This window comes from Leptothoe sp. LEGE 181152 (genome assembly GCF_032906605.1).
Classification (GTDB): domain Bacteria; phylum Cyanobacteriota; class Cyanobacteriia; order Phormidesmidales; family Phormidesmidaceae; genus Leptothoe; species Leptothoe turfae.
The window spans coordinates 1-25411 of the sequence record NZ_JASATU010000049.1 but is presented as its reverse complement, the minus strand read 5'-3'; the positions used below and the strand labels follow the sequence as shown (position 1 = coordinate 25411).

Here is a 25411-nt window from a genome sequence, read left to right as displayed (position 1 = left end):
AAGCGGACGATTACTAGCCGCGGTTAAGAAGGGCTCAATTGGATAAACCATGATGCTAGCAATAGTCTCTCATCAATTGAGTGTCCGCAGTCACGGTCATTGATAATAATTATTATGGCCTATTGGTTGAAGGATTGTAATCGGTGGGTTGGCTATCTACGTCAAAACTTAGCGGGTTTGCGTAGCTTTGGGTAACCAAAATTCAAATGTGCTGCCCCGATTGACTTCACTACTGACATAAATTTCGCCACCCTGTAGTTCGACTAGACGTTTGCAGATGGCGAGGCCAATACCGGTACCACCAGAACCACGACTGCGGGAGCGGTCGGCGCGCCAAAAACGTTCAAAAACATGGGGTAAATCAGCAGCAGCGATGCCTATGCCAGTATCCTGGACCGCGAGCCAAACCTGACTTTCATTTTGCCAGGTTTTGACAGTAATTTGCCCAATTTCGGTATATTTCAGAGCATTGCTCAGTAAATTAACGAGAACCTGTTCGGTACGGGCGGGGTCAGCTTCAACGGCGGGTAAATCAGGAGTCGTATCTACGACAATTTGCGGTTTGTCTGATGCTAGCTGCTGATCGAGGAAACGCTGGGTGACCTGCTCCGTCAGGGCTGTCAGATCGGTGGATTGTCGTTGAATGGGTAGATACCCTGCCTCTAGTTTCGAGAGTTCTTGTAAATCTTCGACGAGACGTTGCAGACGTTGGGTTTCACCCATGAGCTTTGCATAGGTTTTAGGGGTGGCAGGCAATTTTTGATCGCTCAGGGCTTCCAGGTAGCCCCGGAGGATGGTGAGCGGTGTCCGCAATTCATGGGATAAATCGCTGACTAAGTCCCGTCGCTGTTGCTCTACTTGTTCCAGTTCGCTAGCCATGCGGTTAAAGCTATGGCCAAGCTGATGGAGTTCTGGGATATCGGATGGAGGAACGCGGGCTGCCCAGTCTCCAGCGGCAAATCGTTGGGTAATTCCCTCCATCCGCGTCAGTGGACGAATAATACGTCGCGATAGCAAATAACTAATACCACCAGCGGCTCCTCCTCCTAAGAGAACTGACCAGACCATCCCCCGAGCCCAAGCATCGGTGAAACTTTCTAAAATTTGGCCGCGCACCTGCTGAATACGAATCCCCCGGCCTTCTAAACGCTCAAGCGTCACCACAAAGTATCGGGGAGTGGACAGACGGCTGACACCGGCCAAAGCGATGATTGCAACTGCCATGACAATCAGGTGGGACAGCAGCAATCTGGTGCGTAAGCTAATGTTTGTTGGGACTTTGGCCATGGACTAAAGGCTATGGGGAATTTTGGGTTTTGAATTTTGAATTGAGCCTTGAACTCAAAACTTAAAATTCAAAATTAAGAACGTTGATGGTTATCTTCAAACCGGTAACCGACACCGACAACGGTTTTGATGAATGTAGGCTGAGCCGGGTTCGGTTCAATTTTTTTACGGAGACGGGCAATGTGGGTATCGACTACCCGCTCATCGCCAAAAAAATTGTCTCCCCAGAGCTTTTCGATGAGTTGTGATCGGTTCCAAACGCGACCAGGGTAGCTCAAAAATGTGGCGAGCAAGTCAAACTCTAGCGGTGTGAGGTCAAGGGCAATGGAGTCTGAAGTTTGCTCTGAATCTTGGTACAGTGCAGAGCGCTGATCAAAGTCAATGGCAAAGTGGGCGGTTCGATAGGTGTGGCTGGCAGGTGCCCCACGCAGACTACGGCGTAATAAGGCTCTTACCCGCGCAACTAACTCGCGGGGACTAAAGGGTTTGACCATGTAGTCATCGGCTCCGGTGGATAGGCCGATGATGCGATCCAACTCTTCCCCTTTGGCTGTCAACATTAAGATGTAGGGATCTTTGGTGCCAGGTGTTTGACGGATGCGGGCGCATACTTCTAGGCCGTCTAATCCGGGAATCATTAAATCCAAGATGATTAGGTCTGGTTGAAAAATAGGGAAACGTTCAAGGGCCGCTGTGCCGCTGCTACAGATTTCGGTGGTGAAGCTCTCATTGGTTAAGTACAGCTGAATCAGGTCAGCTATGTCAGTTTCGTCTTCAACGATTAGAACGTTCATGGGGTAATCGATGGAGCCATCAATGATATTAGGATTCTACAAATGGATGCTGAACAAAGAAGAAAAGGGCTTGCGAAAACGTAAACAATAGGCCACTATTCAATAGCTTTAATACCCCCTTGCCCCTCTGAGCCCAAGGAAATTATGGGGGTAAGCTAAGGCCTAATGATTGCATCATAGATGCGTTGTGAATAGTTGTTTATTAGGGCACTTGTCCTGTTGGTTAACTTTGTGGAGGCGTAGAGCATGAGTCTAGCGTCGGCGTTTACTCTAAGTCGCCTATCGGCTGATTTGACTTACGATTTAAGTCGCTCACCGGAGGTCCCTGAAGCAGTTGCGATACAGTGTGCTGTTAGCCGAGGCAAGCTTATGGTGCTGGTGGAAAGCCCTAATGTGGACACAGTGCCTGTCAACTATGTCTTTGCGGAGGTAGAAACCTCGATCCGCCATCGGTTGGAGATTGATGGGTTGCCTGTTGAAGCAGAGCATCTGGGTGCAACGGGAGACCCCATTCCAATTAAAGTCTATTTAAAGCAGCCATTTATGGCGAAACCCATTGCGGTGCATCGGTTTAATTGGCTCTTGCAAGATAGTTCAGGTCCCATATTGTTGGATGATGTGGTGCTTGACGATCAGGTGTTTGAACCTTTGTTGAACAATCAGCCGGAAATAGCTTCTGAGAGCCTGTTTGAGGAGGATGACGGAGAGGATGAGGCAACGGGTGATCTATCAGAGGAAGAGTTTTTATCTGGAGAAGAATTATTATTTGGTGAAGAACTGCCCCCCATGGAGGGGGACCTGCCGGTCGATGAGCCATCAGTCGATGAACTCTTAAATTTGGATGGGTTTTACGAGAAGTCTCCAGAAGATATCTCAGAGGATGTGGGAGAAGCGGCGTCAGTCGCTGTGAATGAAACACCTGAGACTGTTGCGGATGCGCCTGCGATGAGTCGTGGTTTGATGGCGGCGGGTATTGGCATGGCAGCTGTATTTGGCGCTTTGGGGTACGGGTTAAGTCGACCCTGTGTGATGGCTGGATGCGATCGCATCCAGCAAGCCCAAGCCTTAGGAGATGCTGCCTTAATCGCTTTGCAGGATCAGCCGACTCCGCAAACTGTACTGGATATGGGGGACCAGCTGAATACCGCTGTGAATACCCTCAAGCCAATTCCCCCATGGTCAAGGCATCATGCCAGTGCGCAAGCGTTATTGGATGACTATCAGGGTGAGGCTGACCTGCTTAATGCAGTGGCTGCCGCCCAGGAAAATGCCCTGACCGCTGCCAAGGAAAGTCAAAATCCACCCCACCCCATTGCCCATTGGGAAAGCATTGCAGAACGCTGGCGTGCAACCATTGCCCAGCTAGAGGAGATTCCTGCCGGAAGCCCTATCTATGAGGTGTTTGTTTCACCAAAGTTGCAGGAATACCGCAATAACTTAACTACGATTGAAGGACGGGTGACGTCGGAGCAGCAGGCAGAAGAAAACTTGAATCAGGCACAGCTGACGGCCTCTTTAGCTAAGGACCAAGCGGAAATTGCCAATACAATGTCTGCTTGGAAAACGGCGTTAGACTCTTGGAATAAATCTGTTAAACAACTAAAACAGATTCCCAGAGGCACCATGGCCCATGGGGAGGCGAATGAGCTGTTAACTAATTATGAGACTGATTTAGCCAAGGTGCGTACCCGCTATCAACAGGAGCAGGCTGCCGACCAGTTTTACAACGAAGCTGTGCGCTATGCAGCTACGGCCCGTCAATATGAATCAGAGGAACAGTGGACCCTCGCTATGCTGGGCTGGCGCGATGCGATTACCCAGGTTAAGGGGGTGCCGGTGGGCACGTCACGCTATGCCGATGGTCAGACCCTTTTAAAAAACTATGAACCGGCGCTGTCTCAGGCTCAGGAAAATCTGCGTTTAGCCCTTCGATTCGATAAGGCTAAAGAGGATTTCTCTAGTATTTGTAAGCCCACGTTTTGTCAGTTTGGGATGAAGCGGGGGGCAGTACAGCTCAAATTAGCCAAAGATTATGATGCATTGGCAGATTTCTCCATTGCCGATCCGAATAATCGTGTGAGTGTACCGGCCTCTGATCAGATGATTGTTGAAGTCAACCAGCTGTTGCAAGAGGTGATCAATATTGGCAAGCGCACCCAGCTACCGATTGAACTGTATGGTGCCGACGGCGGTTTTATCGCTCGGTTTAGCCCTGAGTTAGAAGGCTATGTCAAAACGTTAGTGGTGAAATAAGACTTACACTGCTTCATCTAACCAGGGTGTTTCCAGGGGTAACACCTGAGCCTGTTCTGAAGGCATCGCTTGACGGAAGGACTGATAATAATCCTTGCAAGACTCTTCAAAGGCAGTGCGCAGGGTAACCAGGGGCTGCTCGTCATGGTCGACCCGCAGATCAAGATGAGGGTAGCGGTCTCGATCTATAACGTACATTGCCGCAAATTGTCGTCACCTGAGTATACCCGTTGCCGAGCAAGTACAGATTGATGCCATGATCAATCATCTCCTTAGCGTTCAGATCCTTCATGAACAATTTATTGCTGCAGATGTGCCTAAAATTGCCCAGGAGCGAGCCCGCACTCTGGGTTGGCAAGTAGCAACAGTCACAGCTTAGGATGCATAGATAAATAATGACCTATCGGTTTCAGTTTCAAGTCATTTGGGATAATTGGGATTTGTTATTGGCAGGAGTGGGCCTCACCCTGCAGCTGTCAGCTTTGGCCATTGTTTTAGGGTTAATGATAGGGATAGTTGGTGCCCTTTGCCGTACCTCTGACAATCGTTATTTTGGTATGTTAGCAGCTGCCTATGTGGAGACCATTCGCAATACGCCCTTCCTGGTGCAACTGCTGTTTATTTTCTTTGGTATTTCTAGCTTGGGGCCACGGTTGGGCAGCAGTCAGGCCGCTTTGCTGGCGCTTACCATTAATTTTGGAGCCTACTCCACCGAGATCATTCGATCCGGCATTCAGTCCATTGAGCAAAGCCAGATTGAGGCAGGTATGTCCCTTGGGTTAAACAGATGGCAGATTTTTCGTCTGGTGATCCTTAAGCCCGCCATTGCCAATATTTACCCGGCACTCACCAGCCAAATGGTGTTGCTATTGCTACTAACTAGTGTAGTGTCGCAAATTTCAGCTAAAGAGCTCACGTTTATGGGAAATTTTTTGCGATCGCGCACCTTCCGAGACTTTGAAGTATACTTTGCCCTGGCTCTGATTTATGTAGTGCTGGCCCTCAGCTTTAAACTCGTCGCTCAGCTCTGTCACCGTCGCCTTTTCACCTTCACCCGCTACATTTGAGGGATTACATGAGAGATTTTAGTCACCTAGATATTGTCTTTGCTCTATTATGGGCCGCCCGCTGGACGTTGCTGTTATCCACCATTGCGTTTATTTGTGGAGGCGTAGCTGGTTTCCTCCTTATGCTGATGAGAATCTCTCCATTTCGCCCTCTTAAGGGCATCAGCTGGGTCTATCTAGAAATTGTTCAGGGCACACCCCTGCTCATTCAATTTTTACTGGCGTTCTTTGGCATCAGCATCTTGGGCATTGACATTAGTCCTTGGATGTCTGCAACGCTTGCCCTAACTACCTTTACCAGTGCCTTCCTGGGAGACATCTGGCGCGGCTCGGTGGAGTCGATTCCCTCTGGCCAGTGGGAGGCATCCAAGGCATTAAGTATGAATTACTGTCAACAGTTAGGGTTAGTGATTTTGCCCCAGGCTGTCCGTCGCTCCATTGCTCCCACTGTAGGTTTTCTAGCACAGGTGATCAAAGGAACCTCTCTCGCTTCTGCCATTGGCTTTGTTGAACTGGCCCGTTCAGCTACCAATATTATAAATGTGACCTTCGAACCCTTTTTTGTATATTTGGTTACTGCCATTGTTTACTTCGGCATTTGTTTTCCAATTTCTGTTGCCAGCCGAAAACTAGAGAAATCCTTAGCATACTGAGATAAAAAAGTAACCCAGGATACAGTGATTGCTATTCAGCCTGCTACGGTGGGCCTATCGTACATTCCTTAGCCCCATAAGGATTTGAGTGAGGATTCTTTAATCATGGGTTTTTCTATCCCAAGACGGTGGCTGCAAACCATCTCCATTGCAGTGATCGCCTGTGTGTTTTCGTTGGTTGCTGTAGCCTGTGCTGGTGGTGGTAACTCCCCCAGTGTGACAGCTCAGGACGATGCTGCTGTTGTTTCCAGTCTGGACCGCATCATTGAAGCAGGGACAATTAAAATTGCGGTACCCCAAGATTTTGCCCCCTTTGGTTCTGTGGATGCTAGCGGTAATCTGGAAGGCTATGACATCGATGTGGCCAACTTGATTGCTGAAGATTTGGGCGTTGAGCTAGAGCTGGTGCCAGTGACCAGTGATAACCGGATTCCCTTTTTACAAACAAATAAGGTGGATTTAGTAATCTCCAGTATGGGAGCTAATCCTGAGCGGGCTAAGTCTATTTTCTTCTCCATTCCCTATGCTCCATTTTTCTCTGGAATTTACGGCTCATCGGAGATTTCTGGTGTGGGTGAATTTGACGATTTAGGTGGTTATAAGGTCGGGGTGACCCAGGGGACTTTAGAGGATCTGGAACTGACCGATGCGGTGGGCGATGATGTACAGATAGAGCGCTTTGCTGACAACAGCCTGACAGCATCGTCCTTGATTTCTGGTCAGGTGGATATGATTGCCACAGGTAATGTGGTTGCATCTGAGCTATCAAAGAACAACCCCGACAAGACTATTGAGGGCAAATTTATCATCAAAGAATCCCCCGCTCACATCGGCCTACGTCGTGGTGAGGTTGACTTACTCCAATGGGTGAACACATTTGTCTATCACAAGCGTTTAGGTGGTCAATTAGATGACTTTTCCCAGAAATGGTTAGGAGAGCCGTTGCCTGCTTTACCTGCGTTCTAGGGAATTCATCGCTTTTGTAACAAGTCAGTCATAAAAACACCGGTTGCTGAGTACAGTATTCTTCAGCAACCGGTATTTTCTTGATGTTGTTGTATGGAAAAATCCGAAATATAATTCTGAAGGTCTGTAGATAACAATGGCTCTTCAGGTGATCGTAACTATGCTTAGTAGACCTAACATGCCTGTGCATTGGATGCGGCGAGGGGTGATAGTGACAGTGGTTGCGATCGCAACCATTCTATTCTCTCATCTTAGTGTGTTACCATCCTGGGCTCAAACGGGGTATCCCACAGCCAGCGATCCATACCTCAACGACTATGCTCAATTGATGCGCCCAGAGGATGCGATCAGCATTCGGCAATCGTTGGCAAACCTGGAGGCTAACCATGGCATTGAAGCTACGGTTGTTACCCTTAATTCAATTCAGGACTATGGGACTGGGGACAGTACGATTGAGTCGTTTGCTACCAACTTATTTAATACCTGGGGCATTGGTGATGCCGAAAAGAATAATGGCATTCTGACGTTGGTGGCTGTGAATGATCGAAAAGTAAGGATAGAAGTGGGTTCTGGCTACGGCACGTCTCTGGACTCTGCAATGAAGTCAGTGATTGATGAGTACATGGTGCCGCGCTTTAAGCAAGACGACTACAGTGGTGGAATTTTGCAGGGGACTGAAGCAATTATCCGGCGTGTAACTCAGCCTGAGGAGACAACAACAACATCATCACCAGCGGCAGCATCTCGGTCAAGTAGCCCTGTCGTCAGCCGTGACACTGCGCCTTCTTACGATGGCCATGGCAATCATAAGAACTGGTTAGTGGGGGGTGGTCTGACTGGTTTGGGTGGTGTTGGTTTGATAATGAGGCAATTTTTACGCTACCGTCGTCGTCGTTGTCCGGACTGTGGTGCTGATATGGTGCGTCTGGATGAGAACAGTGACAATCAGTATTTGGATCAAGGGCAAAATGTGGAGGAACAACTAGGTTCTGTTGATTATGATGTTTGGCAATGCCCTAGCTGTCAAAGCCATAATATTAATCGCTATGGTAGTTTGTTGTCTCAGTATAAAACCTGTAGAGGGTGTCATTACAAAACTCTTTTATCTAGGCGAGATATAATTCGCCCAGCCACTTATTCCTCTTCAGGAACTGCTCGGGTAACTGAGACATGTCAGCATTGTTCTTATGAGAATACCTACACAGTGACGATTCCCAGAAAGCAAAAGTCAAGTAGCAGTAGCTCGTTTGGAGGAGGTTCTTCTTCAGGAGGAGGGGGAGGTCGTTCTTCAGGGGGTGGAGCCAGTGGGAGCTGGTAATCACCAGTAGGAGCTGGTAATAAAACGTCGCAAGTTGCCTAAAACAGGTTTGTATGGTCCAAGTTGGCTTTATTAAAGCTTTATCAATATTGGAGCATTTATGAAATCAGTCTTGTGGACTGGCATCATGTAAGCCTCAAGCTTCAAAATGGTAGTGAAAATACTGAATTAATGTAAACTTTTTCGATTTTTATATCCGTAATATATGGGCAAAATTAATTGCGTAAAGCTTTACTCCAGTAAGATTTTTAACAATACATAGCGCTCAGTTCATACACCCTGCCTCATTAGTTTCCTGCTGATCTTTGTATAGAGTTGATAACAATCAAATTTTGACTCAAGGAATAGGTTTATGAGACCAATACGCCAGGGAGATGTCATTCTATTGCCAACCTCACATGTTCTTGGTGATGAACTGCCCCATCTTACCTTGCTAGAAGGCATGTCTACGGGGCATTCACATCGCATCAGTAAAGGCATTGCTACTTTATTTTCCCACCAGGGGGAACTTTATCTCAAGGTCCGCTCTAAGGTGGCGATTTTGTCCCATGATGAACATCGGCCCTTAAAAGTTCACTACGGTAATTGGAAGATATATGTTCAAAGGGAGTATGTCCCACGCAAAAATGGTGCCTTTTCATCCCAACTCAACCAAGAGTTTATTACTGAAGAAAATGCCGATCAAGAATTTCTAAAGAAAATTGTTGATAGTGTGAGAGCTAGCTCTAAGCAGCAATTGATGGCTGATGTGCTGGGATATAGAGACAAGCAATATAGCACTAGAGATGTTAATACATCTTCAGCAGTTACACCCTCTTCCCAAACGACATCCAAACGTCAACGTAAAACTACCTCAAAGAAAGCTGGAAAGCGAAAATCTTTAAGTAATTGGAAGTATGTGGTCGATTAATCCCTGTTCTGAGTGTAGATAAAACGCACATTTTAGAGGGCAGCAGATGTTTTGGAAACAACCGACTCACCTAACATCAGAACAACTTAAGAAGGCATCACAGATAGAGAAAAAATGGGAATCCCATATCTTTCCCGAAAAAGCGATTGATCCAAAACATGCAACTGAGGCGATTACGACAGCCTATGCAGCTGTAGGCCTACCGTTACCTCAAGTTGTTTTTTGTGAGAGTCCTTATGCTGCCCTGGGACATATCCTTGAAAACCTGGTTGGAGACTTGGAGCAACAGCTGATTGAAAGAGTTGAAATATATCTCAATCAATGTGGCCCCGATCTAAATAGCCAACTTGCCCAGTTTTTGGTGCATAACTTAGGCATTTCATTAAGAAAACAGAGCAGTGAGACCTTAGGAAAACCACAAAGCGATCTCCTGAAAAAACTGCGGCAACCACTGATTGATCGGCCAGAACGCCGTTTGTCTGTGGACAAATTATCTTTAATCAAACAGAGGCTTTCTAATCCGCCCTTAAAACATTCTTTGACTGACTTAGTAGAAAAACAAATTGGGCGGCTTCATATGCAAATGGTGGCTTGCTTGGTGCGTAAACTACGCCATCGTATCAATGATAAGTCGGTATTTTCTCAGCTGAAACGGTTAGAGATCTTGTTACAACATCAACAATTTAGCCGCTTTGTGCATCGTTTGGGTAAGCAACTCAGCCAATATATTGCTTACGATCAGTGTATTTATCCAGAGCTATGGGCGGTTCAGGCAGTTTGGTGGGACTTTTGTATCAATATACTAAATTGTAAATACGACTCTGAGAAATGGTCTGCTTTTCACGGTTTAACCACCCGTTGTGGTTGGGTTTTACCTTATGAAAAAGTTTGCTTTGTTTGTAGTCGTCCTATTAAGCTCTCCTTTGATGTAAATGAGCGTCTTCATGGAGAAGGAGAGTTTTCTGTTTTATATGAAGATGGGTATGGTCTTTACTTTCACCATGGGGTCGCTCTGCCTAAAAAATATGGACAGGTTAAACCTGAAAACTGGGTTGCAGAATGGGTATTGAATGAAAACAATGCTGAACTACGGCGAATTTTAATTCAGGGTATTGGGTACGAGCGTATTTGTAAGGAACTAAATGCTTCGGAGGTGGATTCCTGGCAAGAGTATACCCTACTTAAATTAAACGAGTTGGTTGATGATATTGATGGTCAATCTATTTCTTTATTGAAGATGATTTGCCCCAGTACTAACTTTATTCATACTATTCGTGTGCCTCCTAACTTACAGTCGGCAAGGGAAGCGATTCGGTGGGTGAATTGGGGAATTTATCCTGAACAGTTTGCACAACAGTCTTAATAATCCGGTAAAGCGCAGGTATGTGGATGATCCAGGCCACTGATGTTATGCGAGTCATCGGAATTATTTGGGAGAACCAGTGTGGTTACCGATTGCCCCCCTCTAGGTCCCAGGCTCTGCCTGGACCGATTTCCAGAGGCTCTGCCTCTAGTATTCGTGGCGGAGCCACCAGTAGAGCTGCCCAGGCAGAGCCTGGAGGCGAGTAAGCGCTTCGCGCTAAAAGAGTAAATATTATGTCCTGGCGGAAAAACAGACTGCCCGAAAACCGAAGCTGTTGAGACGGTTCCCAAGATTGGCCCTGCGGCGCTTAGTAGAGCGACAGTAACCTGGATTATAGTTCCAGGAACCACCCCGCAGTATGCGTAGAGATGAATCACCACCAGTAACCCAAGCGTTACCATTCGTCGGTGCTCCAGTATAGCTATCATGCCAGTGGTCCAGGCACCACTCCCACACGTTGCCGTGCATATCATAGAGACCAAATGCGTTTGCGATCGCAAAGCTGCCTACATCGCTTGTCTCCTGACGATACTTTTCTCGTGAAGCACTACCATAGCTATAACTCCAATAATAAGTGCTCCCATCATAGTTGGCTAACTCTGTAGTGATTGCTAGCCCAAAATGGAACGGTGTTGTGGTTTCAGCCCGACATGCATACTCCCATTGAGCTTCGCTGGGCAGCATATATTCTTTCTCTGTCTTTTTTGACAACCGCTTACAAAACTCCTCAGCATCCTGCCAAGACACGCATTCGACCGGTCGCTTTACTCCTTTGAAGTGTGCCGGGTCGCTCTCTAAATCTCGCTCAACTTTTTTGAGTCTTGCCACCGCCTGCCATTGCTCCTGAGTGATCGCAAATTTCCCCATCCAAAACTCAGGCACTGTCACCTTATGTTGCGGGTACTCATATCCACTCGCACCTGGTTCTCCTTCGGCAGCTCCCATCATAAACGTGCCACTTGGGATGTGCACCATTTCTAACGTAATATCATTACCCAAGTCTTCGGCAAAGCATTCCGCCTTACTTTGTTTAGTTTCAATGACATTTCCTTTGTTATTTACTTTTACTATCTTGAAAGAAAATTTAGGATGCTTTAGCTTCTGTTGTTGTTGTTGATATTTTTGAGCCGATAAGTCTGATACAGGCTTCTTATTAGGTAGCGTAGACGATTCAACTGGTAGCTGTTTGTGAGGCTGTTGCTTCAACCAGTGGCCTAGAATCTTATTCTCCACCAACTGCACATCGTCATCTCGTAAATTGAGCAGTTGCTTAGATTCCTCTAATTCCTTGATAGCATCGTTATCAAGGGGATAGCCATAGTCCTTTTCTGCTTTTAAGCAATCAGCGTATTTAGCTAAACTCTTAGTTTTTTCCCTGTAGGGCTTAAGAAATTCTTCTTGTATCGCTTCGGTAACTTCATTTGTCAAACCTAATTGTTCTTTCAACAAAGTCAAATTATGAAAAGCTGTAGGACGAATAACGTCTGCCAGTGTCCAATAATTACCGTTAAGGGCAAATTCATTCAATGTAATATTGCGTATATTTTTTATTTTGGTTTGTACCTGCTTGCGATAGCGCTGTGAGTTATCCAACTGCACTCTGGCAATAACAATCTCTTCTCCTTGCTTTGCGTTAAAAATTGTAGGCTCCATTGCCGGAGCTGCGGCTTTTACCTGGATTTGCACATAGCTATGCAAATCTCTGATACAGATTAGTTCTTGTCCGTCGGGAGCAGCACCACCAGTCTTTAAACCCTCCACTAAGTAGCGGGTATACACTGATAGGTCTTCACCTTCTTGCTCTAGAGCATATTTAGTCGATGTAGATGCTGTCAAGACGCACCAACCTTTTCCACCTAGCTGAGTTTCTACATCAATACTGCTATCATCCATGCCCAAAAAGCCCTTGGCAAAGGCTGCCCCAAAGCAACAGTCGAGGATGACTACCTTTCGTTGAGCCAAGGAATTACCAATAACACCTTTCACAAAGTCTGCTGAAACAGCAGTGCCCGGGTTGAGGGTGCCGCTTTCAAACAGCTGAGTCTGAGCCGTAGATAGGTAAAATTTACCGGTCATATCCTTGATGCCATGACCGGTAAAGTAAAAAAGCACTAGATCATTTTTGGATAGCTGGCCAAATACCTCACCAATGCGGGCCTGCATCGTCCCCACATCCGGATTAATCAGCGGTACTACTTCGTCAAAGCCGCCAATATCAGGATTTCTCAGTAGCACTTGCATCGTCTTCACACCATTGGCTGGACATCGCAGTGGCTTCAGCCCATTGCCATACTCCCCAACACCAATCAGCAATGCAATTTTCTTAGCCATTCACCCAGCAATTAGCAGCACCTTATAGTTCTTTCAGCCCTAAGTCAGTCAATCCCCCACTGTTTGATTAACTGTCCTTAAGTTTCTGCGCTGCTGCAACCAGTTTTTCGAGCGTCTCCTCGAAATTATCTGGACGGATGTTTTTAGCCTCAATATTCGTTTTCTTGCCGTCAACCTCCAGGGTGAACTCAATGGGCTTTCCTGGTAGTCGTTCATAGGCATCCTGACAAACCTGTTTAATCCCCTCAATGGTGATTTCTGCTGTAAGGACACTCCATAACCATTTAGCTCCCATGCCCCCATCGGGAACATCTGGGTCAGCTATCCGCTTAACGTCCTCCACCTCGTCTAGTGCCCGTAGCTCCTGAAATAATGTTTGGGTCAATACCTCTTGCTGTTCCTCGGGCATATCGCTATCAGCATCACGCCAGTCAATCACCAGCAAAATCGTATCAGTCATGGGGGGAGATATCATTGCCACCGCTGTATTCTAGCCAAACTAAAGGTATCTACTCAGATTTGTAGCATTGCCTTAATAGAGCAGCTATCCCCTCGCTATACTAGACCCAAACCAAGTTGCAATTTCTATGGTTACCAACCCCATACGCTGGACAGTTCGAGACCTCGACGTCATGCCCGACGACGGTGGTTGGAAACGTTATGAAATCATCAATGGAGAACTACTTGTGACCCGCGCTCCCCATATTCGTCATCAAAGCGCAGCGGGTAAAATACAGGTCCGATTAGAAGTCTGGTCAGAAGAAACTGGTTTGGGTAGCGCTTTCCAAACACCAGGTGTAATCTTTTCCCCTAACGATGCAGTCATTCCAGATGTGGTGTGGATCAGCAAAGAACGTTTAGTCAATGGTATTGACGAAGCTGGTCATCTAGTGATCACTCCAGAGCTGATGGTAGAAATTTTGTCCCCTGGCGAACGCAATGAACAACGTGACAAAGAGTTTAAACTGAAGCTTTACTCACTGTATGGAGTGCAAGAATACTGGATTGTAAACTGGCAACTCCAGACGATGGAAGTTTATCGCCGCAGTGATGCCCAGCTGGAGTTAGTTGGGACTTTATTGTCGAAAGATAGTTTGCAATCGCCGATTTTGCCTGGTTTTTTGATGCCCATGGAAAGAGTTTTTGTGTGATGTCGGAGATGTAGTGCCGCTGACTTCGGCTTTGCTCAGCCAGCTAGGTTCATTACGACTGAGTAAAACCGAATTGAAAGAACTAAAAGTTGCTCAAGAGAAGTGAGCGAAGTCGAGAGGGGTGAGCGAAGTCGAACCCCAACTCTAATCCTCGCCAAAATCAATCGCCTCAATCATCTCTGGCGGCGGCTGCCAGCGATACTTGCTAAGGTTGATCTTGTTGCCCTCAAACTCAATCCCTTCTTCCTCCAGTAATATCCGCTGTAGGTCGTCTGAGCCATCGCGAAAGGCAGATGTGGAAATCTCTCCCTTTGCATTGATGACCCGCTGCCATGGGATTTCATCTTCAGGCGCTACCTTATAAAGTGCATAGCCGACTACCCGAGGTTTGCCCATAAGCCCTGCTAGCTCGGCCACCTGACCGTAGGTGGCGACTTTGCCTGCGGGAATTTGGCGCACCACTGCATAGATTAGATCGTAACTATTAGCCATATGTTACCCTCGCTTTGGTAACGTGCATGTAGCCCCATCAGCACCGGAAGTTGTATCAAAACAGTGGGGACAGGCTAGTAAAACCAGGGATCGAGCAGCAACCGGGACGTTCTGGGTATGATCATATATGGGGCCATCATCTACAAATCCGGTGGGATTTTTGGTGTCTAGGATAACCCGCCATTCTTTGCGATCGACTGATGGTGGTAGGGAGAACTCTTGAAACTCAGGATAGGCATTGAAAAAGACAAGAAAACTATCATCAATAATGCGCTGACCTTGCTTATCGGTGGTGAGAATTTCTTCTCCATTGAGAAAGATGCTGATGGCTTTGGAGCTACCATCGTGCCAGTCTTCCTCACTGATAATGCTGCCGTCAGGATTGAACCAACCGATATCAATGACGCCGGAGCCATGGATCTCGCGACCCAGGAACCATTGACGACGACAGAAGATAGGGTGCTGTTTTCGAAATGCAATCAGGCGTTGGGTAAAGTTTAGTAGCTCTTTGTTTTGGTGACGTAGATTCCAGTCAAACCAGGCGATCTCATTATCCTGGCAGTAGGTGTTGTTGTTGCCACGCTGGGTACGGCCCATCTCGTCACCCCCCAATATCATGGGTACTCCCTGGGAGAGAAAGAGCGTTGTTAGAAGATTCCGCTGCTGTTGCGATCGCAACGCCAAAATTTCCTCATTTTGAGTCTCACCTTCAACACCACAGTTCCAGGACCGGTTATAGCTCTCACCATCTCGATTACCTTCACCGTTAGACTCATTATGTTTTTCGTTGTAGCTCACCAGGTCTCGCAGGGTGAAGCCATCGTGGGCGGTAATAAAGTTGACGCTAGCATGGGGGAGTTTCCCATTCGCTTGATAGAGATCAGAACTGCCCGTAAACCGAAACGCAAACTCTCCCAGGCGACAATGATGGTCTCGCCAGAAGTCTCGCATGGTATCACGATATTTGCCGTTCCACTCAGACCAGAGTAATGGGAAATTACCGACCTGGTAACCGCCCTCACCCAGGTCCCAGGGTTCTGCAATCAGCTTTGTGGTGGACAACACCGGATCCTGGTGGATGATGTCAAAAAAGGCCGCGAGGCTATCGACTTCATACAGTTCGCGCGCCAGGGCTGACGCTAAGTCAAACCGAAAGCCATCTACGTGCATTTCCTGCACCCAGTAGCGCAAACTGTCCATGATCAGTTTGAGTACCTGGGGATGGCGGACATTGAGAGAGTTACCGCAGCCGGTAAAGTCCATATAGTGGCGAGGACTGCGCTCAACTAATCGATAGTAAGCTTCATTGTCGATACCCCGCAGAGACAGCGTTGGGCCAAAGTGATTGCCCTCGCCCGTGTGGTTATAGACCACATCTAAAATCACTTCAATGCCTGCCTGATGGAGGGCTTTGACCATTGCCTTAAACTCATTGACCTGGTCACCCGCATCCCCACCGGCACTATAGCTTGCAAAGGGAGCAAAGTAGTTAATGGAATCATAGCCCCAGTAGTTGTGGAGCCCCACAGTGACAAGGTGACTAGGGTGGGCATTGTAGTGATGGATTGGTAGGAGCTCTACCGCAGTAACCCCTAATGTTTTCAGGTGCTCAATGGCGGCAGGGTGACCTAACCCTGCATAGGTACCCTGTAGGTCTGGTGGAATGTTTGGATGCTGACGCGTAAACCCTTTGACATGCACTTCGTAGATAACTGTTTCATGCCAGGGTGTCTCAGGATGGCGATCATCCCCCCAATCAAAACTTTGATCCACCACGATACCCTTGGGCACGCATTGCATATCATCCAGCGTGGATTTCTCTAAGTCGCGATCGCTATTGGCAAAGTGCTCCATCGGATAACCAAAAATAGCGGGGCTAAATTGCATATCGCCGCTAATGGCCAGAGCATAGGGATCAAGCAGTAATTTATCAGCATTAAACCGTTTACCCTGTTTAGGTTTATAGGGACCATATACCCGATACCCGTAGCGCTGACCGGGGCCGACGTCTGGTAAATATCCATGCCATACGTGGTTTGTTACCTCTGGTAACGTTAGCCGACGCTCATTTCCATTAGCATCAAAGAGGCACAGCTCGATTGCTGAGGCATTTTCTGAGAAAACTGCAAAATTTGTTCCCTGACCGTCCCAGGTAGCTCCCAAGGGATGAGAACGACCGGGCCATAGTATTGCCGACATGGTGGATCACGCCAAAACTGTCTTATATAGTAAGCCCCCTGCGTTTTTCACCGCTACCTTAAACGCATAAGTCTTGACTTGAGAACATGATTCTGGCCCGATTATGTGGGGATGGCAGAGTGATTTTGCACGTAAGGAATGAAGGCGTAAGTGCCTATAGACCGCTTTGATGAGCTTTCTAGGAGAGACTCATTCATCAATTCCTAAAAATCTTCTCTTAAATGAATGCCCATGCCTTATTAAACTTTGAGCAATAAATTTTCTGGGTAAGCTATCTACAGGATGTGGCTAAATGATCAGGGGTGCCTGCGATTGAGTTGACGCCCAAATTGGTTAAGTCACTGGCTTATCTGGTTCTGATTGATTTGATTATGTCATTGAAATTGCTAAGCTTAGACTCATTTCAGGTGTAGACCGACACCTGGCACTACTCTGTAAATCCTGGATACAATGGGGAAACCACCAGGATTTTTTGTTCTTTTGTGACAAAAATCACATGGTACTTAAGGATTGATCACTCAATTTTTTTGGGAAATCGGGCCACAATATGTGAATTGATCTATACAAGAGTCGTGAAAATCGCTAAGTCAATGCCCAAAACTTGCACTAAACCGCTGAAACAACAGCCGTTTCAAACCTATCGTGATCCAAAAACTGGGCGTTGGTATGTGGTGCGGAAGCCGGTTTCTGTGAAATAAACGGAATCGGGGGCAATTTGGGTGCGACAATGACGGGGCAAATCGTTGCTAAGCCCCTCTATGCGTCAACCCTATCCTCCGATCGAGCCTTACCGCACCGGTCAGTTATCTGTCTCTTCAATCCATACCCTTTATTTTGAAGAAGTCGGAAATCCTCAGGGGAAACCGGTCGTGTTTTTGCACGGTGGACCAGGCGGCGGCACGGTTCCTATCTATCGACAGTTTTTTGACCCTGAACGTTGGCGCATAGTTCTGTTTGATCAGCGGGGCTGTGGTCAGAGTACACCCCACGCTGAGCTTACGGAGAATACCACCTGGGATTTAGTGGATGATATTGAAAGATTGCGATCGCATCTCGCCATCGATCAATGGACGGTCTTTGGTGGCAGTTGGGGCAGCACCCTGGCGTTGGCCTATGCTCAGCGCTATCCGCAGCAATGTGCAGGGCTAATTTTGCGGGGTATTTTTATGCTGCGCCCCCAGGAAATCCGATGGTTTTACCAGGAGGGAGCAAGTTATATTTTCCCTGATGCCTGGGAGCACTACCTTGCGCCCATTCCTGGAGAGGAGCGCCATGATCTGGTGGCAGCCTACTACAAACGTTTAACCAGCCCTAATCCTGACATTCGACAGCAGGCTGCCCGTGCCTGGGCTATTTGGGAAGCAAGTACCAGTTATTTAATTCAGAACCCCCAAGTTATTGAACGGTTTGGCAATGATGAATTTGCCGATGCCTTTGCCCGCATTGAGTGCCACTACTTTATCAATGGGGGCTTTTTCAACCCACCTGATCAGCTGCTGCAAAACGTCGCTAAAATTCGCCATATTCCAGCGGTGCTCGTACAAGGCCGTTATGACGTCGTTTGTCCCATGACGTCTGCTTGGGAGTTGCATCGTGCTTGGCCCGAAGCTGAATTAATCATTGTCCCGAATGCAGGCCATTCGGCTACAGAACCAGGCATTTTGAGTGCTTTGGTGGAGGCAACTGATAAATTTGTGCGGATGTAGAGATGTCTACACAACTGCTCATCCAAACAAGACTACAGCTACAGAAACCATTGTTATTACTAGGGCCAGACTAACAATGCGCTTGAATGCCATAGCCCGTCGATAGTGATTCAGGGTTGGTAATGGGTCATCTAAATAGCCGAAACGTTGATGAGTAGCCTCGCAGTGGTGAATCGTTTGATTGGCCCAAGGATCGACACTGTATAAGCAGGGTTTAAGCAAAGAGTCGAGTTCTCGATCTACCCACCCAGCCGCTTCTAGAAGCTGCCGGGCTCGGAAAAGGGTAGTTGGCGTAACAGTTGTAGCTTTAATTACATCGCTATTAACTATTGGATGATTTTTACTGCCTAACTGGTAAAAAGCAGCGCTAGGCAGAGGAAAAACTAAAATTCCGTTGATTTCCTCAGGAAACCATCCTTTACTTAATAAAAACTCTGCGACATCCAATTCTGTTTTCAGCGAGAGAACGGTCATTGACCATGGTGTGTAAGTGTTCTCACTGACGCTAACATAGGCTTATTTTGGGCTTCCATGCCTGTTCATTCGAATTACATAGGTTTCATCGAAGTGTCTGTAAAAACTGACGAGGCTTCATCGCCATTTCATAGCAATGGATTTCTGGAACTTCCCTCTACGCCAATTGTCGTAGGACTTTAGGTGCAATGGCATAGGTGAATTTTTCCCAGAAAATAATTTCGACATTGGAAAGTTTTTTAGGAAACAAGCAAAATTGGTGTGAAGGATTGGGTAATCGCCATGAATCGAACTGCTTAATTTTGTAACGGTAAGTACTGAATCAATTCTTTATTGACTATTCAAGCTTCCGTTATCACTCTGACTTTATTTCCTCTGAAGGATGGTTAGGCTACGGATAGCTTGGGATTAATAACGGCAGGGATAAGTTTAATTAATTATGGATAAGCAAAGTTGGTACGCACGGCAGCGAGCACGTTTAGCCTATCGACGTGGGTGTACGCTAGCACGACAGGACAATCATCAGAGTGCGATCGCAACCCTATCCAAAGCATTAAGTCATCATCCTGATGTGGCTGCGGTTTATATTACACGTGGCTTAAGTTATCGCGCGTTAGACCAGTTGGATAACGCCCAACAGGACTTTATTGCTGCAATTGAGTGTGCTGAGAATCCCGCAGTTGCTTATTTTGAATATGGTCAGCTTGCATATGCTCAAGGCAATATGGCCAATGCTCTGAGCAATTGGCAACAGGCAATTGCGGTGAATCCTAACTATGCCCGAGCCCACTATCAGGTGGGCGTCATTCAAAGTCAGGTAGAGGACTTTGATGCGGCGCTTGTCAGTTTTAACCGAGCTTTAGAACTCAACCCTAATGCAGCAGAGGCATATCTAAGGCGTGGCAACGTACGCCAACAGCTGAGCGATATGGAGGGTGCGATCTCTGATTGGCAACTGGCGGTCCTGAATGATCCATCTTTAACTGAATTGGTCCCACCCCCTGCAAAACCAGATGGTTTAGCCCCGATTAGAGATTTACTGCAGGATGCCTTACAGCCTGTCGAGGTTGATGTAAAACAACGGGGTAAAAACCTAGAAATCTTCCTCAAGCGACAGGTGGGTGAAGGTATTAGCTATTTTTCGCTACCCAATCAGATTCGTGACCTGTTGTTGCCCCTGGAACTCTCAGAAATCACTGAGTTTACCCTAATTGGCTATGTCGGTAAGGTCCGTGGACCTGAGTGGGAAAAAACCTATGATCTCTATAAGGATCAGCCCTGCCCCCCCAGTCACTGGTCAACAGCTTTAGCTGCCCTCATTACGTTTCCACCCCTTGGAGTAACGGCGTTACTCTATGCCTGGCAAGTTAGACAATTCTACCGTCAGGGACAATATCCCGATGCTCGTCGAGCTTCCAAAGCCGTGAGACAGCTATCGTTGGTTGGGACTGGTGCGATGTGTTTGCTGGCGTCACTGCCCCTAGGATATACAGCGATCAAGGCCATTCAAAACGAGCCTGCTCCACCTGTGAGAACAGCCCGAGCAATTGACTATGACGTTATTCAATAATAGATAAACCTCAATACTGTTCAATATCAGGGCCTGACTAAACGACCTACAGCTGATGAAGCTCAAATGATTAGCGAGGCATGGCGACCCTGGCGGGCTGTAGCTGCGAGGCTGCTATGGCATTTTTACTTGGGTGAACGCAAGCAATCGTATCCTGAATATTATCCAAAACTAATTTTGAGATACATCCGGAATCCACAATTGTTAAGGTGTTGCTGACTATAGCTCTCCCAGAGAATGTAGCTCTAACAAGCATGAATGGTTTTAATGTAGGCTTTTTTCGTTAAAACCATAAAGTTACTCAAAGAGGGTAGACATTCTTGTATTACATATGTAGTATAAGAAGTAAGACAGAAAGGCAGTCAGGTCGAATTGCTTTGGTCAAGTGCACTAGAGGCACTTTTTAATTGTCACACCAGAGGTTTAGATACCATGAAAAACTCTATGGAAACCATAGTCGTGAAAAGATATTTACAATTATTTGGCCATGTATCCATGGCGCTGGTGGTGCGGTGTCTAGAATCTAGTAACGTTCCCACGATTATGGGTGGCACTATGGCCAAAGCGATTTCTGGCGCTGGTTTAGATCGTTTTGCATTTAGCGAAATAGGCCATAGCTTGATTGGCGATGATCTCAATCGACCAGAACTAACAAGATATAGACGAAGCGGGGGATGCAGGCGCTTAGCCATGTTACCTACCTAACTCCAAAACCAGTCAGGTTTTTGGCCCCCGCTTCCCGAACCCGGAAGCGGGGGTCATTGTTTGTGGACTTTTTTACGAATTTCAGAGCTGTAAGGGCTTAACCATGACATTACGACCATATAAGTACGTATTGCCTACGTATCGACCCATCGTACTTTTTTCCAGAAACTACTTACCCATGGTGCGAATTAACCTAAAGCGAGCAACAGTTCTTTTAGTAACAGGCCGGGCAGAACCTGTAGACCTACTGGGGAAAACCTGGCAGATGCGATCGCCCAGTCTGACCCTTGAGATTCCTGAGCACCTTCGTCTGCGGGCTGGGGATAGCGAGCACATTTGGAAAACACCACCGGTTAACCGTCGCGAAGTTCTGCGGCGTGATGGCCATAGTTGCCAATATTGCGGTAGTAAGCGACAGCTCACGCTGGACCATGTGGTACCGCGATCGCAAGGTGGTGCTCACACGTGGGATAACGTGGTTACCGCGTGCGCCCCCTGCAATTCTCGCAAGGGTGCCCGTACCCCTGAGCTTGCCAATATGCCGCTCAAACAACAGCCTAAAGCGCCCATGCATCCAGTAGTTGCTTTTGCAGAGCAATTCTGGAAAGAACAAAAAAATTAACCCTATGCCGCCGTCGGCATGTGACTGACCCAACCATCCATGGAGATTGTCAGCCGTGTTGAAGCTGAACTATACCGATTACGGCTTATTTCTTGAACAAGTAACTGCATCGTTGGATGCGGTTGCTACCCAACGAGTTATGTTAGCAGTTCATGTTGGTGAACCCTTACATCTAGAACCCAGTCGAGCTTCCTTTTTACTGCCTGTTAAATTGCCTGGTATTAATCAGCTTGAGTATCTACTACGGCAAAATGTAACAGATGTCATTGATCTAGCAAGTGTTGATGACGAGTTTGTTGAAGTAAGCCTTAAGGGAACCTGGATTGCAAATAGTGCTAACGCTGAATCTGGCACTTTTATAACTGCCCTTACACCTGAAAGTGAAATGCTTATCTACGAACTGTGGCGAGTAACCCACCGACAGACGGCATATTTCATGTAGTTGTTGCATGGAGACTTAAAAATAGTCTTTTGCTGTGAAAATCAGTAAACGTTGTGCCACGTTGAGTAACACTTTGAGTCTCCCCCTTTGGTAAAAGTCCTTTTGTAAGGCCCCTTGCCAAAGGGGCTAGTAGGGCTTGTTAATCACTAATGTAAGGTGAGATCCCTCCTACATCTCCTTCATAGAAGGGAGGCTTTGAGCTGGGCTAAATTTGCTCTGTGTTGGGCATATGGGCTGTGAAACAACGGCTTACAGCGCCAGAAAATAATCGAGAAATATCGCTATACCTTGGAATTTCAAAATTCTACATTTTCCAATTCCACAGATTTCATACATCTAGTTTGTCGATCGCATAACTGTAAAAATCTGCTTTCCCACCAGGAGCATTACCATGTATTTTGTCTCACCATTTTTTCTCGCTTGGAGTCGTAAGTCATTTAAATATTGGCGATTTCCTCGGCGACAACAACCATCCAATTTCAGTGCATCTAATGAGAGAAACTTGACGGTGTCTACTGATAAACATCATGTTGACGCCGTAAGTGAAGTGCAAAAAGTAAAACGGCTTTATTTCCTTGAGCGTGGCCCCTTTGTGTAAAATTCGAGAAGATTCCAATAAGATTTTTTGTTATCTTGTTGATTTTTATTGAAAATCCTTAAAGGCGCTCAAACCCTTTTTGTACATGACTTCAAGAATCTCTCTAAAAATCTCTCGAAAACCCTTGACGTTGTGTAGCGTATTTTGTAGCATATAAATAACGCAGGAGTGCTACGAATTTAAGTCTCAAAGATAAGTGCTTAACACGTCATCAAGACTCAAACCAGAACCTTGAAAACTAAATATTTCCCTTTCTGGGGGTGTAACTCAGTGGTCTAGAGTGCCTGTCTGTCGAACAGGACGTCGCGAGTTCAAATCTCGTCACCCCCGTCCTGGACTCCACTGCAGCGTAACCTAAGTGGTTAAGGTGCTCGCCTCATAAGCGAGAATATGTGGGTTCGACTCCCACCGCTGCAACCAGAAGCAGAGATGGTGTAACGGCTAGCACCTCGGTCTCCAAACCCGATGATCTGAGTATCCTTCGGGAAGCCTGTCGTCTACGAATTCTAGTCTCTGCGGTTTAGGGTGGCGTAGGCAAATTGGTAAAGCCCCACGACTTTCACTCGTGTGTTTGCGGGTTCGACTCCCGTCGCCACTGCCAAGGGTCGGCTCCTATGGGCGCAGGTCAAGGTCTGTAAAACCGGAGTTCTTTAACACTGTGGGTTCGACTCCTACCCGACCCTCTTTGGAGAGATCGTCATTGGTAAAGCAAACTGCCTGCTAAGCAGTCGTGGGATAACAAATCTCACTATGGGTTCGACTCCCATTCTCTCCTCCAGAGAACGTGGTGCAATGGATAACACGTCGGTTTGCGGAACCGAAGATTGCAGATACCCTTCGGGAAGCCTTACGTCTACAAGTTCTGCCGTTCTCGTTGTTTTTCAATGAGTTTGAAAAACATATATTGAATCCCCTGGTAGCTCAGTCAGGTAAGAGCGCTTGTCTGAAAAACAAGAGGTCATCCGTTCAAATCGGATCTGGGGGGCTTGCACTCAATCATGGGTGCTCAATGGGGTGTAGTTCAATTGGCAGAGCGCCTGGTTGTTACCCAGGAAGTTGGAGGTTCGACTCCTCTCGCCCCAGCCATTGATTGTCGGGTGTGGCTGATCCCCGATTAAGTCAAGTTAAACATATTCCGCTAGTGACGAGGTTAATGACAGAATATGCTTCAAATCAGCAGTAACTATTGCCGAGTGGACGAATTAGCAAGTCGCCTGACTCTGAATCAGGAGGTTGTAGGTGCAAATCCTACCTCGGCATCCAGTCCCCTGTGGTGTAACTGGCAACATCTCGCACTTTGACTGCGAAGATTCTAGGTTCAAACCCTAGCGGGGGAATTGGAGAGATTTGATCATGCTTGGGTCGATTTAATTTCTCCATTTCTTGCTCCTGTAGCCCAACTGGAAGAGGCGGCTGATTCAAAACCAGCTTACGTGTGGGTTCGACTCCCATCAGGAGTACCAAATCCTACCATCCCGACAATTTGCCCTTGTGATGCAACTGGTAGACATGCCGTGCTTAGAACGCGGTTGTTGTGGGTTCGACTCCCACCAAGGGTACCAAATCGGGATGTAATTCAGTGGTCAGAAGCCTTGTTTTGGGGACAAGGAGCCGCAGGTACTCTTCGAGAAGCCTGGCGTCTACAAATCCTGCCATCCTGACCATTTGCCCTTGTGACGGAACCGGTATACGTGCTGGCTTCAGAGGCCAGATTTTGTGGGTTCGACTCCCACCAAGGGTACTGGGCGTTTGCCCAAATATGCTCTCGTGGCGGAACGGTATACGCACTAGACCGAGGATCTAGTTTTTGTGGGTTCGACTCCCACCGAGAGTACCAGGGTCGTTAGCCCAATGGTAGAGTGGCTGCCTTTTAAGCAGACAGATCAGAGTAACTCCTAGCGGAGACGCTTTGCGAACGAATCTCTGGCGGCCCACCAAATTTTGGATGGTGGACATTGCCCACTCTACATATGTTTTCTGGGTTGTTAGCTAAGTGGTACAGCAGCCGTCTCTTAAACGGAAGAGCGTAGGTTCGAATCCTACACAGCCCATGGACTTTTAAGTCCCTTGCCCCTGTGATGCAACTGGTAGACATGATCCGCTTAAAACGGATTTGTTGCAGGTTCGACTCCTGTCAGGGGTATGGCAGTAATGCCAATAGCAACAAACTTACAAAAGGAGGTGAATCCGATGAAGCTTGCAGAAGCCTTAATGCAACGGGCAGATTGTCAGAAGAGAATTGCTCAGCTGCGTCAGCGTTTGACCCGCAGTGCCAAGGTCCAGGAAGGTGAACAGCCTCCCGAGAACCCCCAAGAGCTGTTGTCAGAGGTGGATACTGTAATTACTGAACTTACCCGTTTGGTGCAGCGGATCAATCAGACTAATGGGCACCTCGATTAATTCAAAAATAGAGTCTCAATATGAGATCATGGTTACGGATTAGGGTTGACAGGGAGACTTCTGATGGGACAACAAGGATTTTGGGATTTTGAGACCCGTCATCAAAAGCT

24 protein-coding genes, 16 tRNA genes and 1 pseudogene are annotated in these 25411 nt (G+C 47.1%); 33 read left to right on the top strand and 8 right to left on the bottom strand.

Annotation, left to right across the window (positions count from 1 at the left end; translation table 11 throughout):
• Positions 1-168: 168 nt before the first annotated feature.
• Complete coding sequence (locus QGP82_RS24880; RefSeq protein ID WP_163659091.1) at positions 169-1287, bottom strand: sensor histidine kinase; 1119 nt, start codon at positions 1285-1287, stop codon at positions 169-171.
• A 74-nt stretch (positions 1288-1361) separates the two neighbouring features.
• Positions 1362-2081 carry a winged helix-turn-helix domain-containing protein gene (locus QGP82_RS24875; RefSeq protein ID WP_163659090.1) on the bottom strand — a complete coding sequence of 240 codons (720 nt, stop codon included), beginning with the start codon at positions 2079-2081 and terminating at the stop codon, positions 1362-1364.
• A gap of 246 nt (positions 2082-2327) precedes the next feature.
• On the opposite strand from QGP82_RS24875, the gene QGP82_RS24870 reads away from it, so the two are divergent.
• Positions 2328-4334 carry a hypothetical protein gene (locus QGP82_RS24870; protein WP_499061342.1) on the top strand — a complete coding sequence of 669 codons (2007 nt, stop codon included), beginning with the start codon at positions 2328-2330 and terminating at the stop codon, positions 4332-4334.
• Between the two features lie 3 nt (positions 4335-4337).
• Here QGP82_RS24870 and QGP82_RS24865 read toward each other — a convergent pair whose 3' ends face one another.
• Positions 4338-4532: a hypothetical protein gene (locus QGP82_RS24865; protein ID WP_163659088.1), complete on the bottom strand. Its 195-nt coding sequence runs from the start codon at positions 4530-4532 to the stop codon at positions 4338-4340.
• Between the two features lie 58 nt (positions 4533-4590).
• Between QGP82_RS24865 and QGP82_RS24860 the strand changes: the two genes are divergently transcribed.
• From QGP82_RS24860 to QGP82_RS24825, 8 genes are all read left to right on the top strand, one after another.
• Complete coding sequence (locus QGP82_RS24860; protein WP_284681684.1) at positions 4591-4713, top strand: hypothetical protein; 123 nt, start codon at positions 4591-4593, stop codon at positions 4711-4713.
• Between the two features lie 16 nt (positions 4714-4729).
• Complete coding sequence (locus QGP82_RS24855) at positions 4730-5401, top strand: amino acid ABC transporter permease (protein WP_499061341.1); 672 nt, start codon at positions 4730-4732, stop codon at positions 5399-5401.
• A gap of 8 nt (positions 5402-5409) precedes the next feature.
• Complete coding sequence (locus QGP82_RS24850) at positions 5410-6054, top strand: amino acid ABC transporter permease (RefSeq protein WP_499061340.1); 645 nt, start codon at positions 5410-5412, stop codon at positions 6052-6054.
• 105 nt (positions 6055-6159) lie between these two features.
• Entirely contained in the window at positions 6160-7020 is an 861-nt protein-coding gene (locus tag QGP82_RS24845) for a transporter substrate-binding domain-containing protein (protein WP_250564624.1), read from the top strand.
• A 160-nt stretch (positions 7021-7180) separates the two neighbouring features.
• A complete protein-coding gene (locus QGP82_RS24840) occupies positions 7181-8338 on the top strand; it encodes a TPM domain-containing protein (RefSeq protein ID WP_499061339.1) in 1158 nt (385 codons plus the stop codon).
• A gap of 352 nt (positions 8339-8690) precedes the next feature.
• Positions 8691-9248: a DUF8820 family protein gene (locus tag QGP82_RS24835; RefSeq protein WP_499061338.1), complete on the top strand. Its 558-nt coding sequence runs from the start codon at positions 8691-8693 to the stop codon at positions 9246-9248.
• 46 nt (positions 9249-9294) lie between these two features.
• Positions 9295-10611 (top strand): DUF6745 domain-containing protein, encoded by a 1317-nt coding sequence (locus tag QGP82_RS24830; protein WP_499061337.1) that lies wholly within the window; start codon positions 9295-9297, stop codon positions 10609-10611.
• A 26-nt stretch (positions 10612-10637) separates the two neighbouring features.
• Positions 10638-10817 carry a hypothetical protein gene (locus QGP82_RS24825; RefSeq protein WP_499061336.1) on the top strand — a complete coding sequence of 60 codons (180 nt, stop codon included), beginning with the start codon at positions 10638-10640 and terminating at the stop codon, positions 10815-10817.
• 25 nt (positions 10818-10842) lie between these two features.
• On the opposite strand, the gene QGP82_RS24820 is transcribed toward QGP82_RS24825, so the two are convergent.
• Positions 10843-12942: a caspase, EACC1-associated type gene (locus tag QGP82_RS24820; RefSeq protein ID WP_499061335.1), complete on the bottom strand. Its 2100-nt coding sequence runs from the start codon at positions 12940-12942 to the stop codon at positions 10843-10845.
• A 67-nt stretch (positions 12943-13009) separates the two neighbouring features.
• Positions 13010-13402, bottom strand: coding sequence for a hypothetical protein (locus QGP82_RS24815; RefSeq protein WP_163699913.1), 393 nt, complete (start codon positions 13400-13402; stop codon positions 13010-13012).
• Positions 13403-13529: 127 nt separating this feature from the next.
• Between QGP82_RS24815 and QGP82_RS24810 the strand changes: the two genes are divergently transcribed.
• A complete protein-coding gene (locus tag QGP82_RS24810) occupies positions 13530-14093 on the top strand; it encodes a Uma2 family endonuclease (protein WP_163671181.1) in 564 nt (187 codons plus the stop codon).
• A gap of 144 nt (positions 14094-14237) precedes the next feature.
• On the opposite strand, the gene QGP82_RS24805 is transcribed toward QGP82_RS24810, so the two are convergent.
• Positions 14238-14585, bottom strand: a complete 348-nt coding sequence (locus QGP82_RS24805) for an MGMT family protein (protein WP_163671180.1) — start codon at positions 14583-14585, stop codon at positions 14238-14240.
• A gap of 3 nt (positions 14586-14588) precedes the next feature.
• A complete protein-coding gene (glgX, locus tag QGP82_RS24800) occupies positions 14589-16784 on the bottom strand; it encodes a glycogen debranching protein GlgX (protein WP_499061334.1) in 2196 nt (731 codons plus the stop codon).
• 758 nt (positions 16785-17542) lie between these two features.
• Between glgX and pip the strand changes: the two genes are divergently transcribed.
• Positions 17543-18490 carry a prolyl aminopeptidase gene (pip, locus tag QGP82_RS24795; protein ID WP_163671178.1) on the top strand — a complete coding sequence of 316 codons (948 nt, stop codon included), beginning with the start codon at positions 17543-17545 and terminating at the stop codon, positions 18488-18490.
• A gap of 18 nt (positions 18491-18508) precedes the next feature.
• Here pip and QGP82_RS24790 read toward each other — a convergent pair whose 3' ends face one another.
• Positions 18509-18964 carry a hypothetical protein gene (locus QGP82_RS24790; RefSeq protein WP_163671177.1) on the bottom strand — a complete coding sequence of 152 codons (456 nt, stop codon included), beginning with the start codon at positions 18962-18964 and terminating at the stop codon, positions 18509-18511.
• Positions 18965-19403: 439 nt separating this feature from the next.
• Between QGP82_RS24790 and QGP82_RS24785 the strand changes: the two genes are divergently transcribed.
• The 22 genes and pseudogenes from QGP82_RS24785 to QGP82_RS24680 form a co-directional block, all read left to right on the top strand.
• Positions 19404-20534 (top strand): tetratricopeptide repeat protein, encoded by a 1131-nt coding sequence (locus tag QGP82_RS24785; protein ID WP_163671176.1) that lies wholly within the window; start codon positions 19404-19406, stop codon positions 20532-20534.
• Between the two features lie 432 nt (positions 20535-20966).
• Positions 20967-21239, top strand: coding sequence for a hypothetical protein (locus QGP82_RS24780; protein ID WP_163671175.1), 273 nt, complete (start codon positions 20967-20969; stop codon positions 21237-21239).
• Between the two features lie 103 nt (positions 21240-21342).
• Positions 21343-21861 carry an HNH endonuclease gene (locus QGP82_RS24775; RefSeq protein ID WP_163699908.1) on the top strand — a complete coding sequence of 173 codons (519 nt, stop codon included), beginning with the start codon at positions 21343-21345 and terminating at the stop codon, positions 21859-21861.
• 55 nt (positions 21862-21916) lie between these two features.
• Positions 21917-22303: an alr0857 family protein gene (locus QGP82_RS24770; RefSeq protein ID WP_163671173.1), complete on the top strand. Its 387-nt coding sequence runs from the start codon at positions 21917-21919 to the stop codon at positions 22301-22303.
• A 391-nt stretch (positions 22304-22694) separates the two neighbouring features.
• Positions 22695-22901, top strand: a complete 207-nt coding sequence (locus QGP82_RS24765) for a hypothetical protein (RefSeq protein WP_163699906.1) — start codon at positions 22695-22697, stop codon at positions 22899-22901.
• A 256-nt stretch (positions 22902-23157) separates the two neighbouring features.
• Positions 23158-23231, top strand: a tRNA-Asp gene (locus tag QGP82_RS24760).
• Between the two features lie 13 nt (positions 23232-23244).
• A tRNA-Ile gene (locus QGP82_RS24755) sits at positions 23245-23321 on the top strand.
• A gap of 104 nt (positions 23322-23425) precedes the next feature.
• Positions 23426-23502 (top strand) — tRNA-Glu (locus tag QGP82_RS24750).
• An 86-nt stretch (positions 23503-23588) separates the two neighbouring features.
• Positions 23589-23679: transfer RNA gene (locus QGP82_RS24745), tRNA-Ser, on the top strand.
• A gap of 132 nt (positions 23680-23811) precedes the next feature.
• A tRNA-Phe gene (locus tag QGP82_RS24740) sits at positions 23812-23886 on the top strand.
• Positions 23887-23911: 25 nt separating this feature from the next.
• Positions 23912-23987: transfer RNA gene (locus QGP82_RS24735), tRNA-Asn, on the top strand.
• 101 nt (positions 23988-24088) lie between these two features.
• A tRNA-Gln gene (locus QGP82_RS24730) sits at positions 24089-24164 on the top strand.
• A gap of 1 nt (position 24165) precedes the next feature.
• Positions 24166-24238: transfer RNA gene (locus QGP82_RS24725), tRNA-Gln, on the top strand.
• A gap of 48 nt (positions 24239-24286) precedes the next feature.
• Positions 24287-24364 (top strand) — tRNA-Leu (locus QGP82_RS24720).
• Between the two features lie 22 nt (positions 24365-24386).
• A tRNA-Leu gene (locus tag QGP82_RS24715) sits at positions 24387-24463 on the top strand.
• A 3-nt stretch (positions 24464-24466) separates the two neighbouring features.
• Positions 24467-24565: transfer RNA gene (locus tag QGP82_RS24710), tRNA-Pro, on the top strand.
• A gap of 3 nt (positions 24566-24568) precedes the next feature.
• Positions 24569-24642 (top strand) — tRNA-Leu (locus QGP82_RS24705).
• Between the two features lie 20 nt (positions 24643-24662).
• A tRNA-Leu gene (locus QGP82_RS24700) sits at positions 24663-24738 on the top strand.
• Positions 24739-24838: transfer RNA gene (locus QGP82_RS24695), tRNA-Lys, on the top strand.
• 42 nt (positions 24839-24880) lie between these two features.
• Positions 24881-24952, top strand: a tRNA-Lys gene (locus QGP82_RS24690).
• 18 nt (positions 24953-24970) lie between these two features.
• A tRNA-Leu gene (locus QGP82_RS24685) sits at positions 24971-25044 on the top strand.
• Between the two features lie 47 nt (positions 25045-25091).
• Positions 25092-25286, top strand: a pseudogene (locus QGP82_RS24680) (DIP1984 family protein); the annotation flags it as partial.
• Between the last annotated feature and the right edge of the window lie 125 nt (positions 25287-25411).